Origin of the sequence: Streptomyces narbonensis, assembly GCF_014649015.1 — a bacterium.
Lineage (GTDB): Bacteria > Actinomycetota > Actinomycetes > Streptomycetales > Streptomycetaceae > Streptomyces > Streptomyces narbonensis.
Genome location: NZ_BMSF01000014.1, coordinates 204,908 through 223,533 on the forward strand (window position 1 = coordinate 204,908; position 18,626 = coordinate 223,533).

At 71.7% G+C, this 18,626-nt stretch carries 13 protein-coding genes; 9 read left to right on the forward strand and 4 right to left on the reverse strand.

Features of this window, described 5'->3' with window-relative positions; translation table 11 throughout:
* The first annotated feature begins 84 nt into the window (after positions 1-84).
* Together IE124_RS25680 and IE124_RS25685 are read left to right on the forward strand one after the other, a co-directional pair.
* Positions 85-1,050, forward strand: a complete 966-nt coding sequence (locus IE124_RS25680; RefSeq protein WP_189510740.1) for a glycoside hydrolase family 6 protein — start codon at positions 85-87, stop codon at positions 1,048-1,050.
* Positions 1,051-1,160: 110 nt separating this feature from the next.
* On the forward strand, positions 1,161-2,441 hold the full coding sequence (locus IE124_RS25685; RefSeq protein WP_189510744.1) for a glycoside hydrolase family 6 protein: 1,281 nt from the start codon (positions 1,161-1,163) through the stop codon (positions 2,439-2,441).
* Positions 2,442-2,556: 115 nt separating this feature from the next.
* Here the strand turns inward: IE124_RS25685 and IE124_RS25690 are convergent, their stop codons facing one another.
* Both IE124_RS25690 and IE124_RS25695 read right to left on the reverse strand, forming a co-directional pair.
* Positions 2,557-3,078, reverse strand: a complete 522-nt coding sequence (locus IE124_RS25690; RefSeq protein ID WP_189510747.1) for a universal stress protein — start codon at positions 3,076-3,078, stop codon at positions 2,557-2,559.
* A gap of 3 nt (positions 3,079-3,081) precedes the next feature.
* Positions 3,082-4,341: an SLC13 family permease gene (locus IE124_RS25695; protein ID WP_189510816.1), complete on the reverse strand. Its 1,260-nt coding sequence runs from the start codon at positions 4,339-4,341 to the stop codon at positions 3,082-3,084.
* Between the two features lie 382 nt (positions 4,342-4,723).
* Here IE124_RS25695 and IE124_RS25700 point away from each other — a divergent pair, with 382 nt between their 5' ends.
* Both IE124_RS25700 and IE124_RS25705 read left to right on the forward strand, forming a co-directional pair.
* The gene (locus IE124_RS25700; protein ID WP_189510750.1) at positions 4,724-6,868 is read left to right on the forward strand and encodes a glycoside hydrolase family 9 protein; all 2,145 of its coding nucleotides are present in this window, start codon (positions 4,724-4,726) and stop codon (positions 6,866-6,868) included.
* Between the two features lie 84 nt (positions 6,869-6,952).
* Positions 6,953-8,302: a jacalin-like lectin gene (locus IE124_RS25705; RefSeq protein ID WP_189510753.1), complete on the forward strand. Its 1,350-nt coding sequence runs from the start codon at positions 6,953-6,955 to the stop codon at positions 8,300-8,302.
* A gap of 226 nt (positions 8,303-8,528) precedes the next feature.
* Here the strand turns inward: IE124_RS25705 and IE124_RS25710 are convergent, their stop codons facing one another.
* Positions 8,529-10,592 carry a SpoIIE family protein phosphatase gene (locus IE124_RS25710; RefSeq protein WP_189510756.1) on the reverse strand — a complete coding sequence of 688 codons (2,064 nt, stop codon included), beginning with the start codon at positions 10,590-10,592 and terminating at the stop codon, positions 8,529-8,531.
* 533 nt (positions 10,593-11,125) lie between these two features.
* Between IE124_RS25710 and IE124_RS25715 the strand changes: the two genes are divergently transcribed.
* The 5 genes from IE124_RS25715 (at position 11,126) to IE124_RS25735 (ending at position 18,088) form a co-directional block, all read left to right on the forward strand.
* On the forward strand, positions 11,126-13,792 hold the full coding sequence (locus tag IE124_RS25715; RefSeq protein WP_189510758.1) for a SpoIIE family protein phosphatase: 2,667 nt from the start codon (positions 11,126-11,128) through the stop codon (positions 13,790-13,792).
* A gap of 122 nt (positions 13,793-13,914) precedes the next feature.
* Positions 13,915-15,057 carry an ABC transporter substrate-binding protein gene (locus IE124_RS25720; RefSeq protein WP_189510762.1) on the forward strand — a complete coding sequence of 381 codons (1,143 nt, stop codon included), beginning with the start codon at positions 13,915-13,917 and terminating at the stop codon, positions 15,055-15,057.
* 257 nt (positions 15,058-15,314) lie between these two features.
* Positions 15,315-15,818 carry a WD40 repeat domain-containing protein gene (locus IE124_RS25725; protein ID WP_189510764.1) on the forward strand — a complete coding sequence of 168 codons (504 nt, stop codon included), beginning with the start codon at positions 15,315-15,317 and terminating at the stop codon, positions 15,816-15,818.
* 273 nt (positions 15,819-16,091) lie between these two features.
* Positions 16,092-16,934 (forward strand): PP2C family protein-serine/threonine phosphatase, encoded by an 843-nt coding sequence (locus tag IE124_RS25730; protein ID WP_189510767.1) that lies wholly within the window; start codon positions 16,092-16,094, stop codon positions 16,932-16,934.
* A gap of 134 nt (positions 16,935-17,068) precedes the next feature.
* On the forward strand, positions 17,069-18,088 hold the full coding sequence (locus tag IE124_RS25735) for an MASE1 domain-containing protein (protein ID WP_189510770.1): 1,020 nt from the start codon (positions 17,069-17,071) through the stop codon (positions 18,086-18,088).
* 450 nt (positions 18,089-18,538) lie between these two features.
* On the opposite strand, the gene IE124_RS25740 is transcribed toward IE124_RS25735, so the two are convergent.
* On the reverse strand, positions 18,539-18,626 hold an 88-nt coding region (locus IE124_RS25740; protein ID WP_189510820.1), incomplete at its 5' end, for a DM13 domain-containing protein.

The window sequence follows — 18,626 nt, forward strand, 5'->3', positions numbered from 1 at the left end:
GTACCACTGCAATTCCTCACCGCGTCGCACCGCTCGGGACGAGAGCGGTCGACGCGTCCGCCGTCAGGAAAACGAGGTACAGCCATGCGCCGCAGAATCCGCGCCCTCGTCGCAGCCCTCTCCGCAGTGCCGTTGGCGCTCGTCGTCGCCCCGTCCGCCCACGCGGCGGATCCCACCACCATGACCAGCGGGTTCTACGCGGACCCGGACTCCAGCGCGAGGAAGTGGGTCGCCGCCAACCCCGGCGACGGCCGGGCCCCCGCGATCAACAGCTCCCTGGCCAACACCCCCATGGCCCGCTGGTTCGGCGCCTGGAGCGGCACGATCGGCACCGCCGCGGGCGCGTACGTCGGCGCGGCGGACTACCACGACAAGCTGCCCGTCCTGGTCGCGTACAACATCTACCTCCGCGACTCGTGCGGCGGGCACTCCGGAGGCGGAGCCTCGTCGGCCTCCGCCTACGCGACCTGGATCGCGCAGTTCGCCGGCGGGATCGCCAACCGCCCTGCCGTCGTCGTCCTCGAACCCGACTCCCTCGCGGACTACGGCTGCCTGAACCAGACCCAGATCCGCGAACGCCAGGGCATGATCAGCGGCGCCCTCGCCGAGTTCAACCGCCAGGCCCCCAACACCTGGGTCTACCTCGACGCCGGCAACCCCGGCTGGGTGAGCGCGGCGACGATGGCCCAGCGCCTCCACGAAGCCGGACTCCGACAGGCGCACGGCTTCTCCCTCAACATCTCGAACTACTACACCACCGCCCAGAACACCGCCTACGGCAACGCCGTCAACAGCGAACTGGCCGCCCGCTACGGCTACACCAAGCCGTTCGTCGTCGACACCAGCCGCAACGGCAACGGCTCCAACGGCGAGTGGTGCAACGCGGCCGGCCGCCGCATCGGCACGCCCACCCGGCTGGGCGGCGGCGCCGAGATGCTGCTGTGGATCAAGGCCCCGGGCGAGTCCGACGGCAACTGCGGCGTCGGAACCGGTTCCACGGCCGGCCAGTTCCTCCCGGAGGCCGCCTACAAGATGATCTACGGCTACTGACATCCGACTCCTGTGGCCCGGTATCCGCCGCCCCGCGGCCCGGGCCACAGACACCACCGGCCCTCCTCACCCCAGCCCTCCGAACCCCATCCCTCCGACCAGGAGCCCCCATGAATCCACGCAGCCTCCGGCGCCGTACGACCGCCGCCCTCGCGGCGCTCGCGGCCTGCGCCGCCCTCATCGCGACGCAGGCGCAGGCGCAGGCCGCACCCGTCGCGGACGCGCTCACCCCGGCCACGAGGTTCTACGTGGACCCGCACAGCAAGGCCGCCAAGCAGGCGCTCACCGACCTCGGGAACGGCGACTTCGCGAACGCAGTGAACATGGCCAGGCTCGCGAGCTGGCCGCAGGCCGAGTGGTTCACCGAAGGAACACCCGACGAGGTCCGGGCCAAGGTCAGAACCCTGGTCCGCAAGGCCCGGGCGGTGAACAGGACCCCCGTCCTGGTCGCCTACAACGTGCCGGGCCGGGACTGCACCCAGTACTCCAGCGGCGGCGCCGCGTCCTCCGCCGCCTACCGGCAGTGGATCGACGCCTTCGCCGCCGGCATCGGCGACAGCAAGGCCGTCGTCGTGGTCGAGCCCGACGGCCTGGCCCTCCTCCCGAGCGACTGCGGGCCCGGCGTGGACCCGACCGGCGAACTCACGGCGACCCGCGTCGCCGACCTCGCGTACGCCGTCAGGACCATCAAGGCCAAGGCCCGCACCGCCGTCTACCTCGACGCGGGCAACGTCCTGTGGCGGCCCGTCGGCGAGATGGCGCGGCGACTGCTCGACGCCGGCGTCGAGAAGAGCGACGGATTCGCCCTCAACGTGTCCAACACCCACCCCACCGACCACAACGCGCGCTACGGCACCTGGATAGCCAAGTGCATGTGGTACGCCACCGAGGGGCCCGAGTACGCCCGCGGCCACACCGACTGGTGCGCCACCCAGTACTACTCGCCCGCCGCGCCCAACGACGGCGCCCCGGGCAACGCGGTCGACTCCGCCGACCCGGCCACCTGGCGCTGGACCGACGCCTGGTTCGACCAGAACGTGGGCACCCCGCCGAACGACGCCCTGCACCACTTCGTCATCGACACCAGCCGCAACGGTCTGGGCGCCTGGACCCCGGAGCCCGGCAAGTACACCGGCGACCCGGAGATCTGGTGCAACGCGCCCGGCCGCGGCCTCGGCGCGCGCCCGACCGCCGACACCGGTGTCCCGCTCGTCGACGCCTATCTGTGGGTCAAGATCCCCGGCGAGTCCGACGGCAGCTGCACCCGCAACACCGGCGGCACCATCGACCCCGAGTACGGCATCGTCGACCCGCCCGCCGGCACCTGGTGGCCCGAGCAGGCCCACACGCTGGCCCGCAACGCGGCACCGCGGCTGACCTTCAACCGCTGAGCTCCGCTCATCCCCCGTCCGCGTCGGCCACGGGAAGCCTCTCGTCCGCGGCCGGGCCCGCGCGGGAGCCGGTCGCCTGGCCGGCCCCCGCCGCTGGCCGGCGGTTCGTCGTTCGTCAGACGGTGTGACGCGGAGGAGGGGGCGGCATGGTGGGCAGCCCCGGCGACGGTTCGGGCCACACGAGCAGCACCGGACAGGGTGCGTGGTCGACGACGAAGCGCGCGGCGGGGCCGAGGCTGTGCGGTCCGAGGTGGGCGCGGTCGCCGTCCCGGGCCAGGATCAGCAGGTCGCCGCCCTCGGCCGCGGCGACGACCTCGCGCTCGACGCGGCCGGTGCGTTCGGTACGCGTGCAGGGGCGGTCCAGGCGGTCGGCGGCGTCCTGGAGCAGCTGCCGCGCGGAGGTGGCGGCGAGGTGTTCCAGGCGCGTGCCGGGGTCTTCCCCCCAGCCTTCGGCCGGGCGGTGCCCCGCGGGGTGGCCGCGGCCGAGGAGTCCGGCGAAGGCGCCGTGTGCGGCACCCGGGACGTCGGCGGGGGTGACGTGCAGGAGGACGATGTCGGCGTCCGCCGGGGTGTGCGCGCGGGCGGCGTCCACGCAGGCGCGCCAGGTGCCCTCGACGATCCAGACGACCACGGCCATGGGTCAGCCTCCTCCGATGACGGTCAGCGAGAGCCACAGTGCCAGTACGGCGGCGACCAGGCTCGTGGGTACCGCGTACACGCCGAGCCGGGTGAACTCCTTCAGCTCCACCTCGCCGTCGTGGGCGTGGACGATACGCCGCCACAGCAGGGTCGCCAGCGAGCCGGCATAGGTGAGGTTGGGGCCGATGTTCACCCCGAGCAGGACGGCGAGGACGGCGCCGGGCCCCGACGGGGCGGTCAGCGGCAGGAGTACCAGGACCGCGGGCAGGTTGTTGATGACGTTCGCGAGGACGGCGGCCAGTCCGGCGAGGGCGAGGAGTTCCGGCAGGCCGGTGCCGTCGGGGATCAGGTGTCCCAGGGCGTCGTCGAGACCGTTGTCCACCACTGCCAGGACCACGATCCCGAGGGCCAGGACGAAGGCGAGGAAGGGCACGGAGACTGCGCGGACCAGTGCACGGGGAGTGGTGCGGCGGCGGACGAGGGCCCGTACGGCGAGGGCGAGTGCCCCTGCCAGGGCGGCCCACGCCGGGTCGACGCCGAGCACCGAGGTCAGCACGAAGCCTGCGAGCGTGCATCCCACGGTCACCAGGGCGAACAGCGGCAGCGGCGGCGGTTCGACGACGGCGGGGGCCAGGGCTCCCGCGTCCAGGTCGGTGGCGAAGAAGCGCCGGAAGACCAGGTACTCGACAGCGATCGCGGCTGCCCACGGCAGGGCCATCAGGGCGGCGAACCGGGTGAAGCTGAGTCCGCTGGCCGCGAAGGCCAGGAGGTTGGTGAGGTTGGAGACGGGCAGCAGCAGGGAGGCCGTGTTCGACAGGTGGGTGCAGGCGTACACATGTGGCTTCGGACGGGCGCCGATACGGGCCGCGGTGGCGAACACCACCGGGGTCAGGAGCACGACCGTGGCGTCCAGACTGAGCACGGCGGTGATCGCCGACGCGGCCAGGAACACCTGGACGAGCAGCCGACGCGGCCGGCCCGCCGCCGTACGCGCCATCCACGCCCCGCAGGCCTGGAACAGCCCCTCGTCGTCGCAGAGCTGGGCCAGCACCAGTACGGCCGCCAAGAAGCCGATCACCGGCCCGAGCCGTTCCGCCTCGGCCAGGGCGTCGTCGAGGGAGATGGCCCCGGTGACGATCACCAGGACGGCGGCCGGGACGGCCACGACCGCCTCCGGCCACCCGAAGGGGCGGATGACCGCACAGGCCAGCACGAGGACGAGCAGGGTCGCGGACAGGGTCTCCGCGAGCTGGGGGTTCAGAATCGGTTCCTTCCGTCGCGGCGGTCGGCCGCCTGCACCGTTGCGCCGCACGCTACCCGCACGAGCGTCGCGTCCCGTGGACCGGCCGGATGGTCGACTTCGCGCCACCGCGTCGATCCCGTTGACGGTGTGGGCGGGCCTCACTAATGTGCGCTCAGATCTCCACCCCCTCAGCCGGGGCTCGACATTCCCTTGCCTGGGAGCGCTCCCATGACCAGGGAGACAAAGAGGGAACGACTCGCGTGCCCACTTCACACGGGCGCGGCCCTCCAGTGGTTCCCTGGCCGGCCGGAGGCGACCACCTCCGCCTGCCCGGCAGATGACCTGCCCACGCAGACCGCCTCACCCGCCGATCCCCCCGACGACACACACGGAGCCGCACATGCCGCCGTCTCGCTCGTTACGTCTCTCCACCGCCCTGCTGACGGGCGCCCTGCTCCTGGGTGGTCTCGCGACCACCCAGGCCGCCGCGGAGGAAGCCGCCACGGCGGCGACCACGGCCGTACGCGTCAACCAGGTCGGCTACCTGCCCGACGGGCCGAAGCGCGCCACCGTCGTCACCACGGCGGCGCAGGCGCTCGGCTGGCAGCTGCGGAACGCGTCCGGGGCGGTGGTCGCCTCCGGTTCGACCGTCCCGCGCGGCGCGGACGCCCCCTCCGGACAGTCCGTCCAGGTGGCGGATTTCTCCTCGCACCGGGCGGCGGGCACCGGATACGTCCTGACCGTGGACGGCACCAGCAGCGCTCCCTTCGACATCCGCGTGGACCTCTACGACACGTTGCGCTCCGACTCGATGGCGTTCTTCCACCACCAGCGCAGCGGCATCGCGATCGACGCCTCCCTCGTCGGTTCCGCCTACGCGCGCCCGGCCGGACACCTCGGCGTCGCACCAAACAAGGGCGACGTCTCCGTCCCCTGTCAGGCCGGCGTGTGCGACTACACCCAGGATGTGCGGGGCGGCTGGTACGACGCCGGCGACCACGGCAAGTATGTGGTGAACGGCGGCATCTCCACCTGGCTGGTCGTCAACTCCTTCGAGCGGGCCGAGCGAGCGGGCAAGGAGGCGGCGCTGGGCGACTCCACCCTGCGCGTCCCCGAGCGCGGCAACGGCATACCCGACGTCCTCGACGAGGCGCGGTGGGAGCTCGACTTCCTGATGCGCATGCAGGTGCCCGACGGCAAGCCGCACGCGGGCATGGCGTTCCACAAGATCCATGACGCCGCCTGGACCGGCATGCCGACGCGCCCCGAACAGGATCCCCAGCCACGCGAACTGCACCGCCCGTCCACGGCGGCCACCCTCAACCTCGCGGCGGCCGCCGCTCAGTGCGCCCGGGTCTTCCGGCCGTACGACTCCGCCTACGCCGACCGCTGCCTGTCGGCCGCCCGCCGGGCGTGGGGCGCCGCGCAGACCAGTCCGGCGATGTACGCGCCGGATTCCGACAGCACCGGCGGCGGGGCCTACGGGGACACGCGGGTCACCGACGAGTTCTACTGGGCCGCGGCCGAGCTGTACGTGGCGACCGGCGAGAGCGCCTACCGGGACGCGGTCACCTCCTCGTCCTGGCACACCTCCGCCGACGCCTTCAGCCCGTACGGCTTCGGCTGGGCGGACACCGCGGCGCTCGGCCGGCTCGTCCTGGCCACCGTCCCCAACGGGCTGCCCGCCGCCGACACTGCTCGGATCCGCACCTCGGTGACCGCCGCGGCCGACGGCTACCTGTCCAGGATGGCCGCCCAGGGGTACGCCGTACCCGTCCCCGCGGACGGCTACTTCTGGGGATCGAACGGTGAGGTCGCCAACGACGCCATCGTCATGGCCGTCGCCGGGGAGCTGACGGGCGACGCGCGCTACCGCGCCGGCGCCCTGGAGACCATGGACTACCTGCTGGGGCGCAACGCCCTGGGTCTGTCCTACGTCACCGGCCACGGCGAGACGTCTTCGCAGAACCAGCACCACCGGTTCTGGGCACACCAGCTGGACTCCTCGCTGCCCCACCCGCCCGCCGGTTCGCTCGCGGGCGGTCCCAACAGCGCACTCCAGGACCCGGTGGCCGAGGAGAGGCTGCGCGGCTGCGCCCCCGCCGCCTGCTACGTCGACCACATCGACTCGTACTCGACCAACGAGGTGGCGGTCAACTGGAACGCCCCGCTGGCCTGGCTCGCCGCCTACGCCGCCGAGCGGACCTCCGCCGGCGGCGAACCGCCCACCGCTTCCTGCACGGTGACGTACGCGGTGAGCAACGTCTGGGGCACCGGCTTCACTGCGAACGTCACCGTCAAGAACACCGGTCCGACGGCCGTGGACGGATGGCAGCTGGCCTGGACCTACCCGGCCGGCCAGCGCGTCACGAGCTCGTGGAACGCCACCGTCACCCAGAGCGGCACCGCCGTCAGCGCCCGCCACACGGACTGGAACCGGACGATCGTCCCGGGAGCGACCGTGAGTTTCGGAGTCCAGGGAACCCATACCGGCTCGACACCCTCCCCCACGGCCTTCACGCTCAACGCCGGCGCCTGCGCCTGACCCGACCGGCCGGGCCCGGACGGCACCTCCGTCGGGCCCGGCCGACGCCCCGCCACCGCAGACCCCACTCACCAGGAGATGTCCATGCGCCGACTCCTCGCCGGACTGGCGGCCGTGGCGGCCGCCCTCGTCGGACCAACCACGACGGCGCCACCCGCAACGGCCGCCCACCCCACCGAATCGGGCACCTTCAGCCTGCTGACCTACAACATCGCCGGGCTGCCCGAGAGCATCTCCAGCGCGCCGACGCCCCGCGAGCCCGCGACGACCGAGATCGGCCGACGGATCACGCCGTACGACATCGTCCACGTCCAAGAGGACTTCAACTACCACGCCCGCCTCTACGCCGCCGACACCGCCCACCCGTACCGCACGCCCACCAGCGGCGGGGCCGGCTTCGGGAGCGGTCTCAACACACTGGCGAAGTCTCCCTACGAAGCCGACGACTTCGCACGGGTGCGCTGGAACTCCTGCCAGTACGACTCCGGCGACTGCCTGACCCCCAAGGGCTTCACCCTCGCACGGCAACGCCTCGCCGAGGGCGTGTACGTCGACTTCTACAACCTCCACACCAACGCGGGCACGAGCGCAGGAGATCTGAAGTCACGCGCCGACAACCTGAACCAGCTCACCGCCTTCATCACGACCCACTCGGCGGGCAACGCCGTCGTCGTGATGGGCGACACCAACACCCGCTACACACGCACCGGCGACACCATCGCCGCCTTCGCCGCCGCCAACAGGCTCACCGACGCCTGGGTCGAACTGATCCGCGGCGGCGTCCCGCCCTCCCAGGGCAGCGACCCCCTGCTCTGCGACCAGTCTCTACCGACCGTGCCCGACACCTGCGAGCTCGTGGACAAAGTCCTCTACCGCGGCAGCAGACTCGTCTCCCTGAACGCCACCTCCTACAGGAACGAACACGCCGCGTTCCTCACCGACGCCGCCCGCATGCTCTCCGACCACGACCCCGTCGCGGTCGGCTTCTCCTGGTCGCGCAACCCGGCCTTCCAGCTGAGCGAGCAGTTCGGCGGACCGCACGGCGTCCCCTTCAACGACCTCGACAGCGTTCCCGCCGGCGCGCGTGCCACCACCATCACCTTGAGCGCCGGCTCCCGGATCGACCGGCTGGCCGTCACCCTGGACAACGGCACGACGCTCACCCACGGCGGCACCGGAGGCACCACGGCCTCCCTCACGCTCGGCACCGGGGAGTACGTCACGACCGCGCACGTGTGCCGGGCCCAGAAGGACGGCCGCACCCGGATCTTCCACGCAAGGTTCGGCACGAACCTCGGCCACGTCCTCGCCGGCGGCACGCCGACCTCCGACTGCGTCACCCACACCGCCCCTCCCGGCCGGCAGATCACCGGTTTCCACGGCCGCTCGGGCGACGAGATCGACAAGATCGGTTTCATCCACACCCTGCGCTGACGCCCGCGATGGCGGCCGGCGCCTGGAAGGGCGCCGAGCGCAACGGCACCCTTGGAGGAGGTGCTGAAGGCCGCCGACCAGCCCCAGAAGGGCCGGAACGGCGGCTCGGTGCTGGTCGACGCGCACAAGGGTGTCGAGCTGGTGGACGAGCCAGGCTCGCTGTCCTGAACGAAGCTGCACACGGGCGATGTGGCGGCTGCCAAGACGCACCGGGCTCGACGCCTCCTCAACGGGCGCGGCGGACGCGGGCGAGGACCAGAACCGCGTCGTCGGCCGGCGGGGCGGGCAGCAGGCTCGCGAGGATGCGGTCCGCCATTGCTTCCAACGGGCCTGGGGCCCTGCCCAGTTCGGCGCGCAATGCTTTCAGACCGACCTCGAGGTCCGCGCCTCGTGTCTCGATGAGGCCGTCGGTATACAGGGCGAGACTCGCGTCCACGGGGAGTTCGATCTCGATCGCCCGGAAGGGGCAGCCGCCGACGCCGAGAGGGATTCCCAGGACGTCGTCGATGGTCTCCACTGTGCCGTCCGGCCGGAGTACCAGGGGCGGGGGGTGGCCGGCGCTGGCGATGCGGGCTCGTCCGCTTTTCGGGTCGTAGACGATGTACAGGCACGTCGCCAGCTCGATGCCGGCCTCCTGGGCGCATGCGTCGAGCTCGGTGAGGAGGTCGTCGGGCTCGCTGTCGTGTCTGGCCAGAGCCTTGGTGGTGATACGAAGGCGGCCCATGGCGGCGGCGGCCGACACACCGTGCCCCATCACGTCGCCCACCACTAGAGCGACTCGGCCGTCGGACAGGCTGATCACGTCGTACCAGTCTCCGCCGACCTCGGTGATCCGACTGCCGGGTACGTACCGGTGGGCCACGTCCACGTACGGGCTGGTCGCCAACGCGCTGGGCAACAACGCCCGCTGCAGGGTGAGGGCGATGTCCTGGACGCGGCTGTACAGACGGGCGTTGTCCAGGCAGATCGCAGCCCGTGAGGCGAGCTCACCGGCCAGGCTGACATCGTCCCGGGTGAAGGCCGGCCGACCCGTGGACCGGCCGAACATGGCGATTCCCTGGACCGTGCCCCTGGCGATGAGCGGGGCGACGAGGATGCAGGCCAATCCACTCTCGGCGAAGAGCTGTGCGCGTGACTCGATGAGGACGGTCCGGGCCAGGAACTCCTCGTTCACCACGGCGGAGATGGCGCGACCGGTCCTCAGCATGTCGTGGATGACGGAGCCGGGCGGATACCGCACCGTCTCCACTCCGCTCACGAGTTCGGTGGCCGGAGGGGGCAGGATCGTCCCGGAGGCGATCCTGCGGGTGAACAGCGGTCGCGCCGGGTCAAAGACCTCTGCCTCGTCCATCCACTCGACGACTTCGACCACGGCTCCGTCGCAGAAGTCCGGCATCGAAGCGTCGACCAGCTCCTGGGCGGTGACGTTCACGTCCAGGGTGGTCCCGATGCGAGTGGAGGCCCCGTCCAGCAGAGCCAGCCGTCGACGGCTGGCGGTGGCTTCCAGGATGGCCTGTTCCCGGTCGGTCACATCGAGCATCAGCCCGCCCACTCCGGGGCGCGAGCCGACCGCCTGGCTCAGGGGGAAGAGACTCACCGACCGCACCTGGTCAGAGTCCGGATGCCCCTGCGGACGCATGCCCACCAGGGTGCCCACGACCGGTGCTCCGCCCAGGGCGACGCCGCGAAGCATGTGCTGGTACTCACCACCGTCGGACATGATCATGATTTCGTCCATGCGCCGCCCGAGGTGGGCCTCGATCGGCAGACCGTCCATGTCGGCTAGTGCCTGGTTGAGATGGACGTACCGGAGGTCCTGGTCGAGCATGACCAGACCGATGGGGCACGTTTCGAAGAGGGCGTCGAGGAAGGCGAGGTTGGTCTTGACCCGATCGAGCTCGTCATTACGGCTCGCCAGGACCATCACCACCGAAGGTCCGCCGGATCCGGTCACGGAGAAGGCCCGGAAGCCGCAGTCGAAGACGGTGCTGTCACGATGGCGGGCCGGCAGCCGCCCCCTCCAGTAACCCTGGGTCCGGCCTCGCTCGGTCAGCCGGGTGCACGGATCGGGGGCGCCCCGGGGCCCGTCGGCGAAGAGAACGGCGCCGGGCCTCGACAAGACGGCGGTGGCGTCATATCCGAAGAGGTCCCGCGCGCCGGGCCCCCAGTAACAGACGAGGTCCCCGTCATCGAGGCCGAAGACGGCCACGGGCACGTGCTCGAGCAGCGTCCCCGGCTCGGACCAGAACGGGCCGTGGGTCTCCTCGCCCCCCGGCCGAGCCGATGGCACGAGATGTCCCCTTCCACTCGCCGTTCCATCCATTATCCGGACACCATGGGCATTCCGCGGCGCGAAGTGCGCCGTAGCGAGGACTGAGCCGAAGGGAAACGCCCCCGGCCGCCGGCGGCCGGCTCAGCCCAGACGGGCGGCAACGGCGGCCGGCACGTCGTTGAGCTCGTCCCGTCCGCCCTCCGTTTTCCTGAACCAGGACTTCTTGCACGGCGTGTGGGCGTGGGATCCACATCGGCGAGGCGGCGGCCCGGATCCCGCCCGCGTCCCCACGCGCCGCGCCACACCCTCGCTCTGCGGAAGGGATCCGGATCGCCGGCCCGGCGGCCGTCGCTCCCCGCTGCCGACGGCCCATAGAGGTTGGAAAATAAGGTATGAGCGACCTACTTGGACAACTCCGACGTCGGCTGCTCGGCTCGACCACGAGCTCTTCCTCTCCCCCTCGGCGTCCCCGCTCAGGAAGCCACCAGGAGCGTCAGGAGCACGCCCAGCCCCCCAAGGGAAGGGCGCGGCGCCTGTCCTCCCTTCTGAGCGTGCGCAGCGTGGCCGGCGAAGTGTTCCTCCTGCAGCTGGCCGTCGTGGTGTTGCTCGTCGCCGCCGCTGTGGTGGCGCTCGTGGTGCAAGCCCGGAGCGCCGGCATGGTGGACGCCCGGCACCGTACGCTCGCCGCGGCCGGAACGTTCGCGGAATCTCCGGGAATCGTCGCGGCGCTCCGCAGCCCCCATCCGAGCGCAGCGCTACAGCCGAGCGCCGAGGCAGCCCGGAAGATCGCCGGGGTCGACGGCATCAACGTGTACACACTCTCCGGGGTCACCCTCGCCCACAGCGACCCACGGCAGATCGGGAAGCACGTCGTCGGCCCCTTCTCCAAGGCGGCGGCCGGCCAGTCCTTCACCGAGACCTTCGAAGGGTCCCTGGGACAGTCCGTGGTATCGGTGGTCCCCGTCAAGGACTCCGACGGCCGCGTCATCGCCATCGTCTCCTCCCCGGTCACGGTCCAGAACGTGCAGAGCATGGTGAACCGGCAGCTGCCGGTCGTGCTCGGCAGCGCAGCCGCGGTGCTCGCCCTGTCCGCGGGCGGAACCGCTCTCGTGAGCCGTCGGCTGCTGCGCCGGACCCATGGCCTGGGACCGGCCGAGATGACGAGGATGTACGAGCACCACGACGCGGTGCTGCACGCGGTGCGAGAGGGCGTGCTGATCATCGGCGGCGGCGAACGGCTGCTGCTGGCCAATGACGAGGCGCGGCGGCTGCTGCGTCTGCCCGAGGACGCGGAAGGCCTCCCCGTCACGGACCTGGGCCTGGACGAGGGAATCGCCGAGTCGATCACATCGGGCCGTTCCGCGACCGACGAGCTGCACATGGCAACCGACCGGCTGCTGTCGGTGAACATCCGGCCCACCGCCCCCTACGGGCAGGCCGGGACCGTCGTCACGCTGCGGGACACCACCGAGCTGCGGGCACTCTCCGGCAGGGCCGAGGTGGCCCGCGAGCGGCTGAAGCTGCTCTACGACGCGGGGGTGCGGGTGGGAACGACACTGAACGTGGAGCGCACTGCGGAGGAACTGGCGGAGGTGGCGGTCCCACGGTTCGCCGACGTGGTCACGGTCGACCTGCTGGACCCGGTGCTGCGCGGCGAGGAGCCGACCGAACCGAGGACCGAGATGCGCCGCACCGCCGCCGTCGGCCTTCAGGGCGACCACCCGCTCTACCCCGTCGGCGAGCTGATCAGGTTCGTTCCCACCAGCCCCATGGCGGCTGGGCTGGCCGACAGCCGTGCGGTCCTGGAGGCGGACCTGCGCGTCACCCACCGCTGGCGGACCCAGGACCCGGCCAACGCCCTGCAGATCCTGGACCGCGGCATCCACTCCTTGATCGCCGTGCCTCTGCGGGCCCGGGGCGTGGTGCTGGGGATGGTCGGCTACTGGCGGGGGCAGGACTCCCCGCCGTTCGACGAGGAGGACGTGTCCTTCGCCGAGGAGCTGACCGCCCGGGCGGCACTGGCCGTCGACAATGCCCGCCGCTACACCCGCGAGCACACCATGGCCGTCACCCTGCAGCGCAGCCTGCTGCCCCGGGGCGTACCGGAGCAGTCCGCCGTCGAGGTCGCGCACCGCTATCTGGCTGCCCAGGCCGGTGTGGGTGGTGACTGGTTCGATGTCCTCCCGCTGCCCGGTACCCGGGTGGCCCTGGTGGTCGGCGACGTCGTCGGCCACGGCCTCCACGCAGCCGCCACCATGGGCCGCCTGCGCACCGCCGTGTACAACTTCTCCACCCTCGACCTGCCTCCGGACGAACTCCTGAGCCACCTGGACGAGCTGGTCGCCCACATCGACACCGACGAGCAGGAGTGGCAGGGGATCACCGGAGCCACTTGCCTGTGCGCCATCTACGATCCCGTCTCGGGGCAGGTGACGGCCGCCACCGCCGGGCATCCGGGCCCCGCTCTGGTACACCCCGACGGAACCGTGTCCTTCCCCGACGTGCCGGTCTCCCCGCCGCTGGGCCTGGGCGAGGGCCTGCCCATGGAGACCATGACGGTCACCCTGCCCGAAGGCTCCCGGCTGGCGCTCTTCACCGACGGGCTGATCGAGAGCCGCGACCGCGATCCGGACGCGGGCCTGGCAGCCCTGCGTGGCGCCCTGGCCGGGCCCGCCCTCACCCCGGAGGAAACCTGCACCGCGGTGATCGACGCGATGCTGCCCAGCAGGCCCAGCGACGACGTCGCGCTGCTGGTCGCCCGCACCCGCCGACTGGACCCCGCGCGGATCGCCGAGTGGGACGTGCGCCCCGACCCTGCGGCGGTGTCCCCGGTGCGCAACGCCTGCGCCCGCCGACTGGCGGACTGGGGGCTTGAGGACATCGCCTTCACCACGGAACTCATCCTCAGCGAGCTGATAACCAATGCCATCCGCTACGGCTCCGAGCCCATCCGGGTGAGGTTGCTGCACGACCGCAGCCTGACCTGCGAGGTCTCCGACGGGTCCAGCACCTCCCCGCACCTGCGCCGGGCCGAGGCCACCGACGAGGGCGGTCGCGGCCTGTTCCTCGTCGCGCAGTTCGCCGAGCGCTGGGGCACCCGCTACACCGCCCGCGGCAAGGTCATCTGGAGCGAGCAGGCCCTCCACGACGGGGCCGCACCGCCCGCGATGGATCTCGGGGAGGCGCTCCTGGCCGGGTGGGACGACGAGGGGTTCTGAGAACGCGCCGGTACGGCAGCCGCAGGGAAGACGGCGGACACCGCCGCCCGGGACTGCGCTGCCGACGCCGCCGAACGTACGCTGGCCTCGATCAGTACGCGACCGCCCGTTATGGAGCCTTTGTGCCCGCACCTCGTCTCCGGACAGCCTCCGTCGCCGCCTGCCTGGTCCTCGCGGCGCCCCTCGGCGCCTGCGGAGACAAGCCCACCACCGCGCCCAGAGCACCCGCGGTGGCCACCTCCGCCGCGGACGCCGGCGGCATGGCAGCGCTGACCGCAGCGGCGAAGAAAGAGGGCTCGCTCAACACGATCGCGCTCCCGAGCGACTGGGCCAACTACGGCGCGCTGATCGACGGCTTCGAGAAGAAGTACGGGATCAAGGTCATCGTGGAGAACCCGGAAGGCACCAGCCAGGACGAGATCAACGCCATGAAGGAGCACAGGGGCGGAGGCCGCGCCCCCGATGTGATCGACGTGGGGGGCTCGTTCGCGCAGTCCGCGGCACGGCAGGGCCTGCTCGCTCCGTACGAGGTCGCCGCGTACGACGAGATCCCCAAGGAACAGAAGGACGACCGGGCCCGCTGGTACAACAACTACGGCGGTTACATCTCGATCGGCTGTGACGCCAAGCGCGTCAAGACCTGCCCCGCGACCTTCGCCGACCTGCGCAAGCCCGAGTACGAGGGCAAGGTCGCGCTCAACGGCAACCCCACCAAGTCCGGCTCCGCCTTCGCCGGGGTCTACGCGGCGGCCCTGGCGAACGGGGGTTCCTTCGACGACATTCAGCCCGGCATCGACTTCTTCGCCGAGCTCAGCAAGAACGGCAACTTCATCCCGGCCGAATCCACCCCGGCCACGATCGCGAGGGGCCAGACCCCGATCAGCATCGACTGGGACTTCCTCAACCTCGGATACGCCGACGAGTTCCGCGAGAACGGCACGGACGTCGACTGGCGGACCGCCATCCCCTTCGACGGCAGCTTCGCTCAGTACTACGCGAACGGGGTGAACAAGGACGCTCCGCACCCCGCGGCGGCACGTCTGTGGCAGGAGTACGTCTTCAGCCCGGAGGGCCAGAACCTCCGGCTCGGCGCCTATGCACGCCCCGTCCTCGTGGACGCCATGGAGAAGGACGGCACCCTCGACAAGGCCGCCGCGGAGAAACTGCCGACAGTCGAGGGCACGCCGACGTTTCCGACGGAGGCGCAGACTGAGAAGGCAAGAGAGACCGTCAACCGCGGCTGGGCCGAGGCCGTCTCGAACTGAGGGCCAAGGACACTCCTGGCCAGGCATGCACCCGCCCCTCCGGGCTCACACCGGTGGCCACGGAACTCGCGGCCGCTGTCGGGCCCGACTACAGGCCGTGCTCACCGTTTGACGATCAGATCGCGGAGCTCGGCGAGACGGTCCCTGACCGCCTCACGGTGGTGAAGGGCGTCCGGTGTCGACTCAGCGCTCGGCCGCACGCCCCGGTCCGCGAAGGCATAGAGCATGCGCCTCCCACCGGAACCGGTTCCGCCGCCGTGGCCTTCTCGCCCGACGGCTCCGTCCTCGCCGCGGCCGGATCATACGGCACCGTGCGGCTGTGGGACGTGGCCTCCCAGCAGCCGCTGGACACCGCCCTGCCCGGTGCGGGGGACGCCGTCCTGTCGCCCGCGTTCTGCGCGGACGGCCTCACCCTGCGGCGGGGGCGCGCGTCCCCGTCCAGACGTACGACATCGCCCGGCGCGGGCGGTCACCGAGGTGTGCCGCCGCGCCGAAGGGACACTCTCGCCCGCCTAGTGGCGGACGTACCTGCTCGGCATCCCCTACCGGAAGGTGTGCTGAACGGCGCCCGCGAGGCCGGCCGGCGCGCCAGGCAGCGCGTCGAGCAGGCCGACGGCCGCGCCGGCGGCGAGGAGGACCGGCGCAGAGCGCTTCGCGTCCGGGGGACGAGGGTGTGGTTCGTGGTCATGCCCGGCGTCCTTGGGGCCGTCGGTGCCTTGCCGCCAGGTCAGGCAGGCACCGGGCCCGGGTGCGGCGCGTGACCGCCGGGCAAGTCGCGCGGCGTCGGCCGGCTCGGTCCGGACGGAGGTCAGGGACGAGGCGATGCCTTCGATCTCGCCGAAGCGCTGTTCGTCTCCGGCGGTGTGCGGTGGCCTCGCTGGGATCCGCCGCGTTCTCCGCCGATGAGATGCGGACGCCGTCCCCTCCGGGCAGAGTGGGGAAGGACCTGTTCGTACCGAGGTGGTCCCCCGTGGCCCCGCGTGCTGGAGACGGGACAGACTGATACGAGGATTGTCGTGACGTCGGAGTGATCGATGTTCCGCAGACGGCCGACCGACGACAGCGAGGACCTTCTGGTCCGGCTCGGGTCGCTGACCGCCAGGGCGCGGGAGTTGGCCGAGACGCAGCGTTCCCGTGTCGAGCTCGCCGTGGCCCTGCAGCGCGACATGCTGCCCTCGGACCTGCCCAGTTTTCCGGGCGCCCGGCTGGCCGTCCGCTATGAGCCCGCCAACCACGGGCTCAACGTCGGCGGTGACTGGTACGACGCCTTCTCCCTGCCCGGCGGGCAGATCGGCATGTCCATCGGTGACGTACAGGGGCACAACATCGAGGCCGCCGCCTTCATGGGACAGGTCCGCGTGGCACTGCGCGCGCTGGCCTCCGTCACCGGAGACCCGGGAGAGCTGCTCGGTCGCACCAACGACCTGCTGATCTCTCTGGGCGCCGACCTCTTCGCCACCTGCACCTTCCTGCGGCTCGACCCCGCTGCAGGCACCCTGGAGTGCGCCCGGGCCGGTCACATCCCCCACATCTGGGCCACCACCGACGGCCGCTCCGGCATCGACGACAGCGAGGGCGGTCCTCCGCTCGGTGTGCTCCGCGGCGTCGACTACCCGGCCACGCGCCACCGGCTCACCGCCGACGGCGTCTTCGTCCTCCTGACCGACGGGGTGGTGGAGGGGCCATCGCTCCACATCGACGAGGGTCTGGACCGGGTGACGCGGCTCGCCGGGATCACCGCCGTCGCCGGGCTGGACGTCGACGCGCTCGCCACCGCCGTCATGAAGCTGGCGGCCACGGTGGGGCACGAGGACGACGCTGCCGTCCTGGTCGTCGGCCATGACGGCGGTCCGGGCCGGTCGGCGGCCGGGGAGTAAGGGGAGGGGGCTCGCCTCGGGCCGGGTCGGTCCTCGGACCGGGTCGGTCCTCGGACCGGGTCGGGCCCGTGCCGTAAGGCGGCGTCCGACACGCAGGGGGCCTTGCCCGGTCGTGGCGGCCCGGCCGGTGTCTGATGGCTGACGTGTTGGATACTCGGCAGTTCCGGCCTTCTACGGAGGCGGCTCTGATGTCGCTGGCCGTGGCCATTTGCTACTACGCGGCCGGACGACTCGGCCTGATGGGCCGCCTCGTCGTCGAAGGCGTGGTGGTCACCCCCATCTGGCCGCCCACCGGCGTCGCCGTCGCCGCCCTGCTGCTGCTCGGCGCGCGGGTCTGGCCTGGGATCGCCCTCGGCTCATTCCTCGTCATCGCCTCCCTCACCGCTCCGGGGCCCACCACGGTGGTCACCGTGGTGAGCAACACCGTCGCGCCGCTCTGCGCCTTCCTGCTGCTGAGACGGGCCGGCTTCCGGCAAGACATGGCGCGGCTTCGGGACGGACTCTCCCTGGTCTTCCTCGGCGGGTTCGGCGCCATGCTGATCAGCGCGACCGCGGGAGTCGGACTGCAGGTGGCGAAGGGCTCCCTGGACAAGAGCGAGTTCTGGCCAGTCTGGCTGGCCTGGTGGGTGGGCGACACGATGGGGGTGCTGCTCGTCGCCCCGCTCCTGCTCGTCCTCGCGGGGCCGGCCGCACGGTTCCGGGTACGGCGCTGGAAGGAGGCGGTCTTTCTGGGGCTGACGACCCTGGTCCTCATGCCCATGGCCGTCCTCAGCCAGATGAGCATGCTGTTCCTCGTCTTCCCCCTGCTGATCTGGGCAGCGCTCCGCTTCCAGCTCGCCGGAAGCATGCTGTGCGCGCTCTTCGCCTCCGTGCTCACCACCTTCGAGGCGACCTCCGGGCGGGGCGCGTTCCTCCACCTGACGGACGTCGAGATCATGGCCAAGCTCCAGGCGTTCAACGGTTCCGCCGCCCTGACCGCCCTGCTTCTCGCCTCCGTCATCACCGAGCAGCGTGCGACCCGCCGGTCGGTGCGCCGCGCCTGCCAGGAACTGGCGGAGGTCCTGGAGCACCTCGCGGCGGGCGAGCCCTCGCCGGGTCCACCCGGCACCGCCGAGAGCCGGGCAGCCCCACCCGGCGGGCACCGAGATCCGTGACACCCGCGCCGGAGTCGGCGCAGGCATCAGGAGCCGTACAACGACTGCAAGGCACGGGAACTGTCCGGCGCTGACAGGCTGGTGCGTGACTGCGTGGGAGATGCACGGTCCTGAGCTGGTGGTTTTGTCAGGTGGACGAATGCCCGGCGCCGCCGTGGCCGGCTGCGGATACTCGGACCTGGACCTCGGTGGCACCCAGCCGCAGCTCGACGCCTCGGCTACGAAGTCCCCGGGGGCCCGAGCCCCACCTCGTCAACACCCACGACGGCGGCGAGCGCCCTCGACTCCTGTAAAACCTCCACGCCGGCTACGTCCTGGGCCCCCGACGACCGAGTCGTCATCGCCGCCACCCGCCGCGGGCTCGCCGAACTCCACGCAGCAGCCTCACAGCCGACGGGTGAGCCGCGCGCCGGGCGGTGACGTGCGGGTGGAACGACCCCGACGCTCAGGTCAGGCGCGGGCCAGGGTGGCCGCGCCGAAGGAGACGTCGAACCGGTCGCACCAGATGCTGACGCTCGGGTACGTCGACCAGTCGACG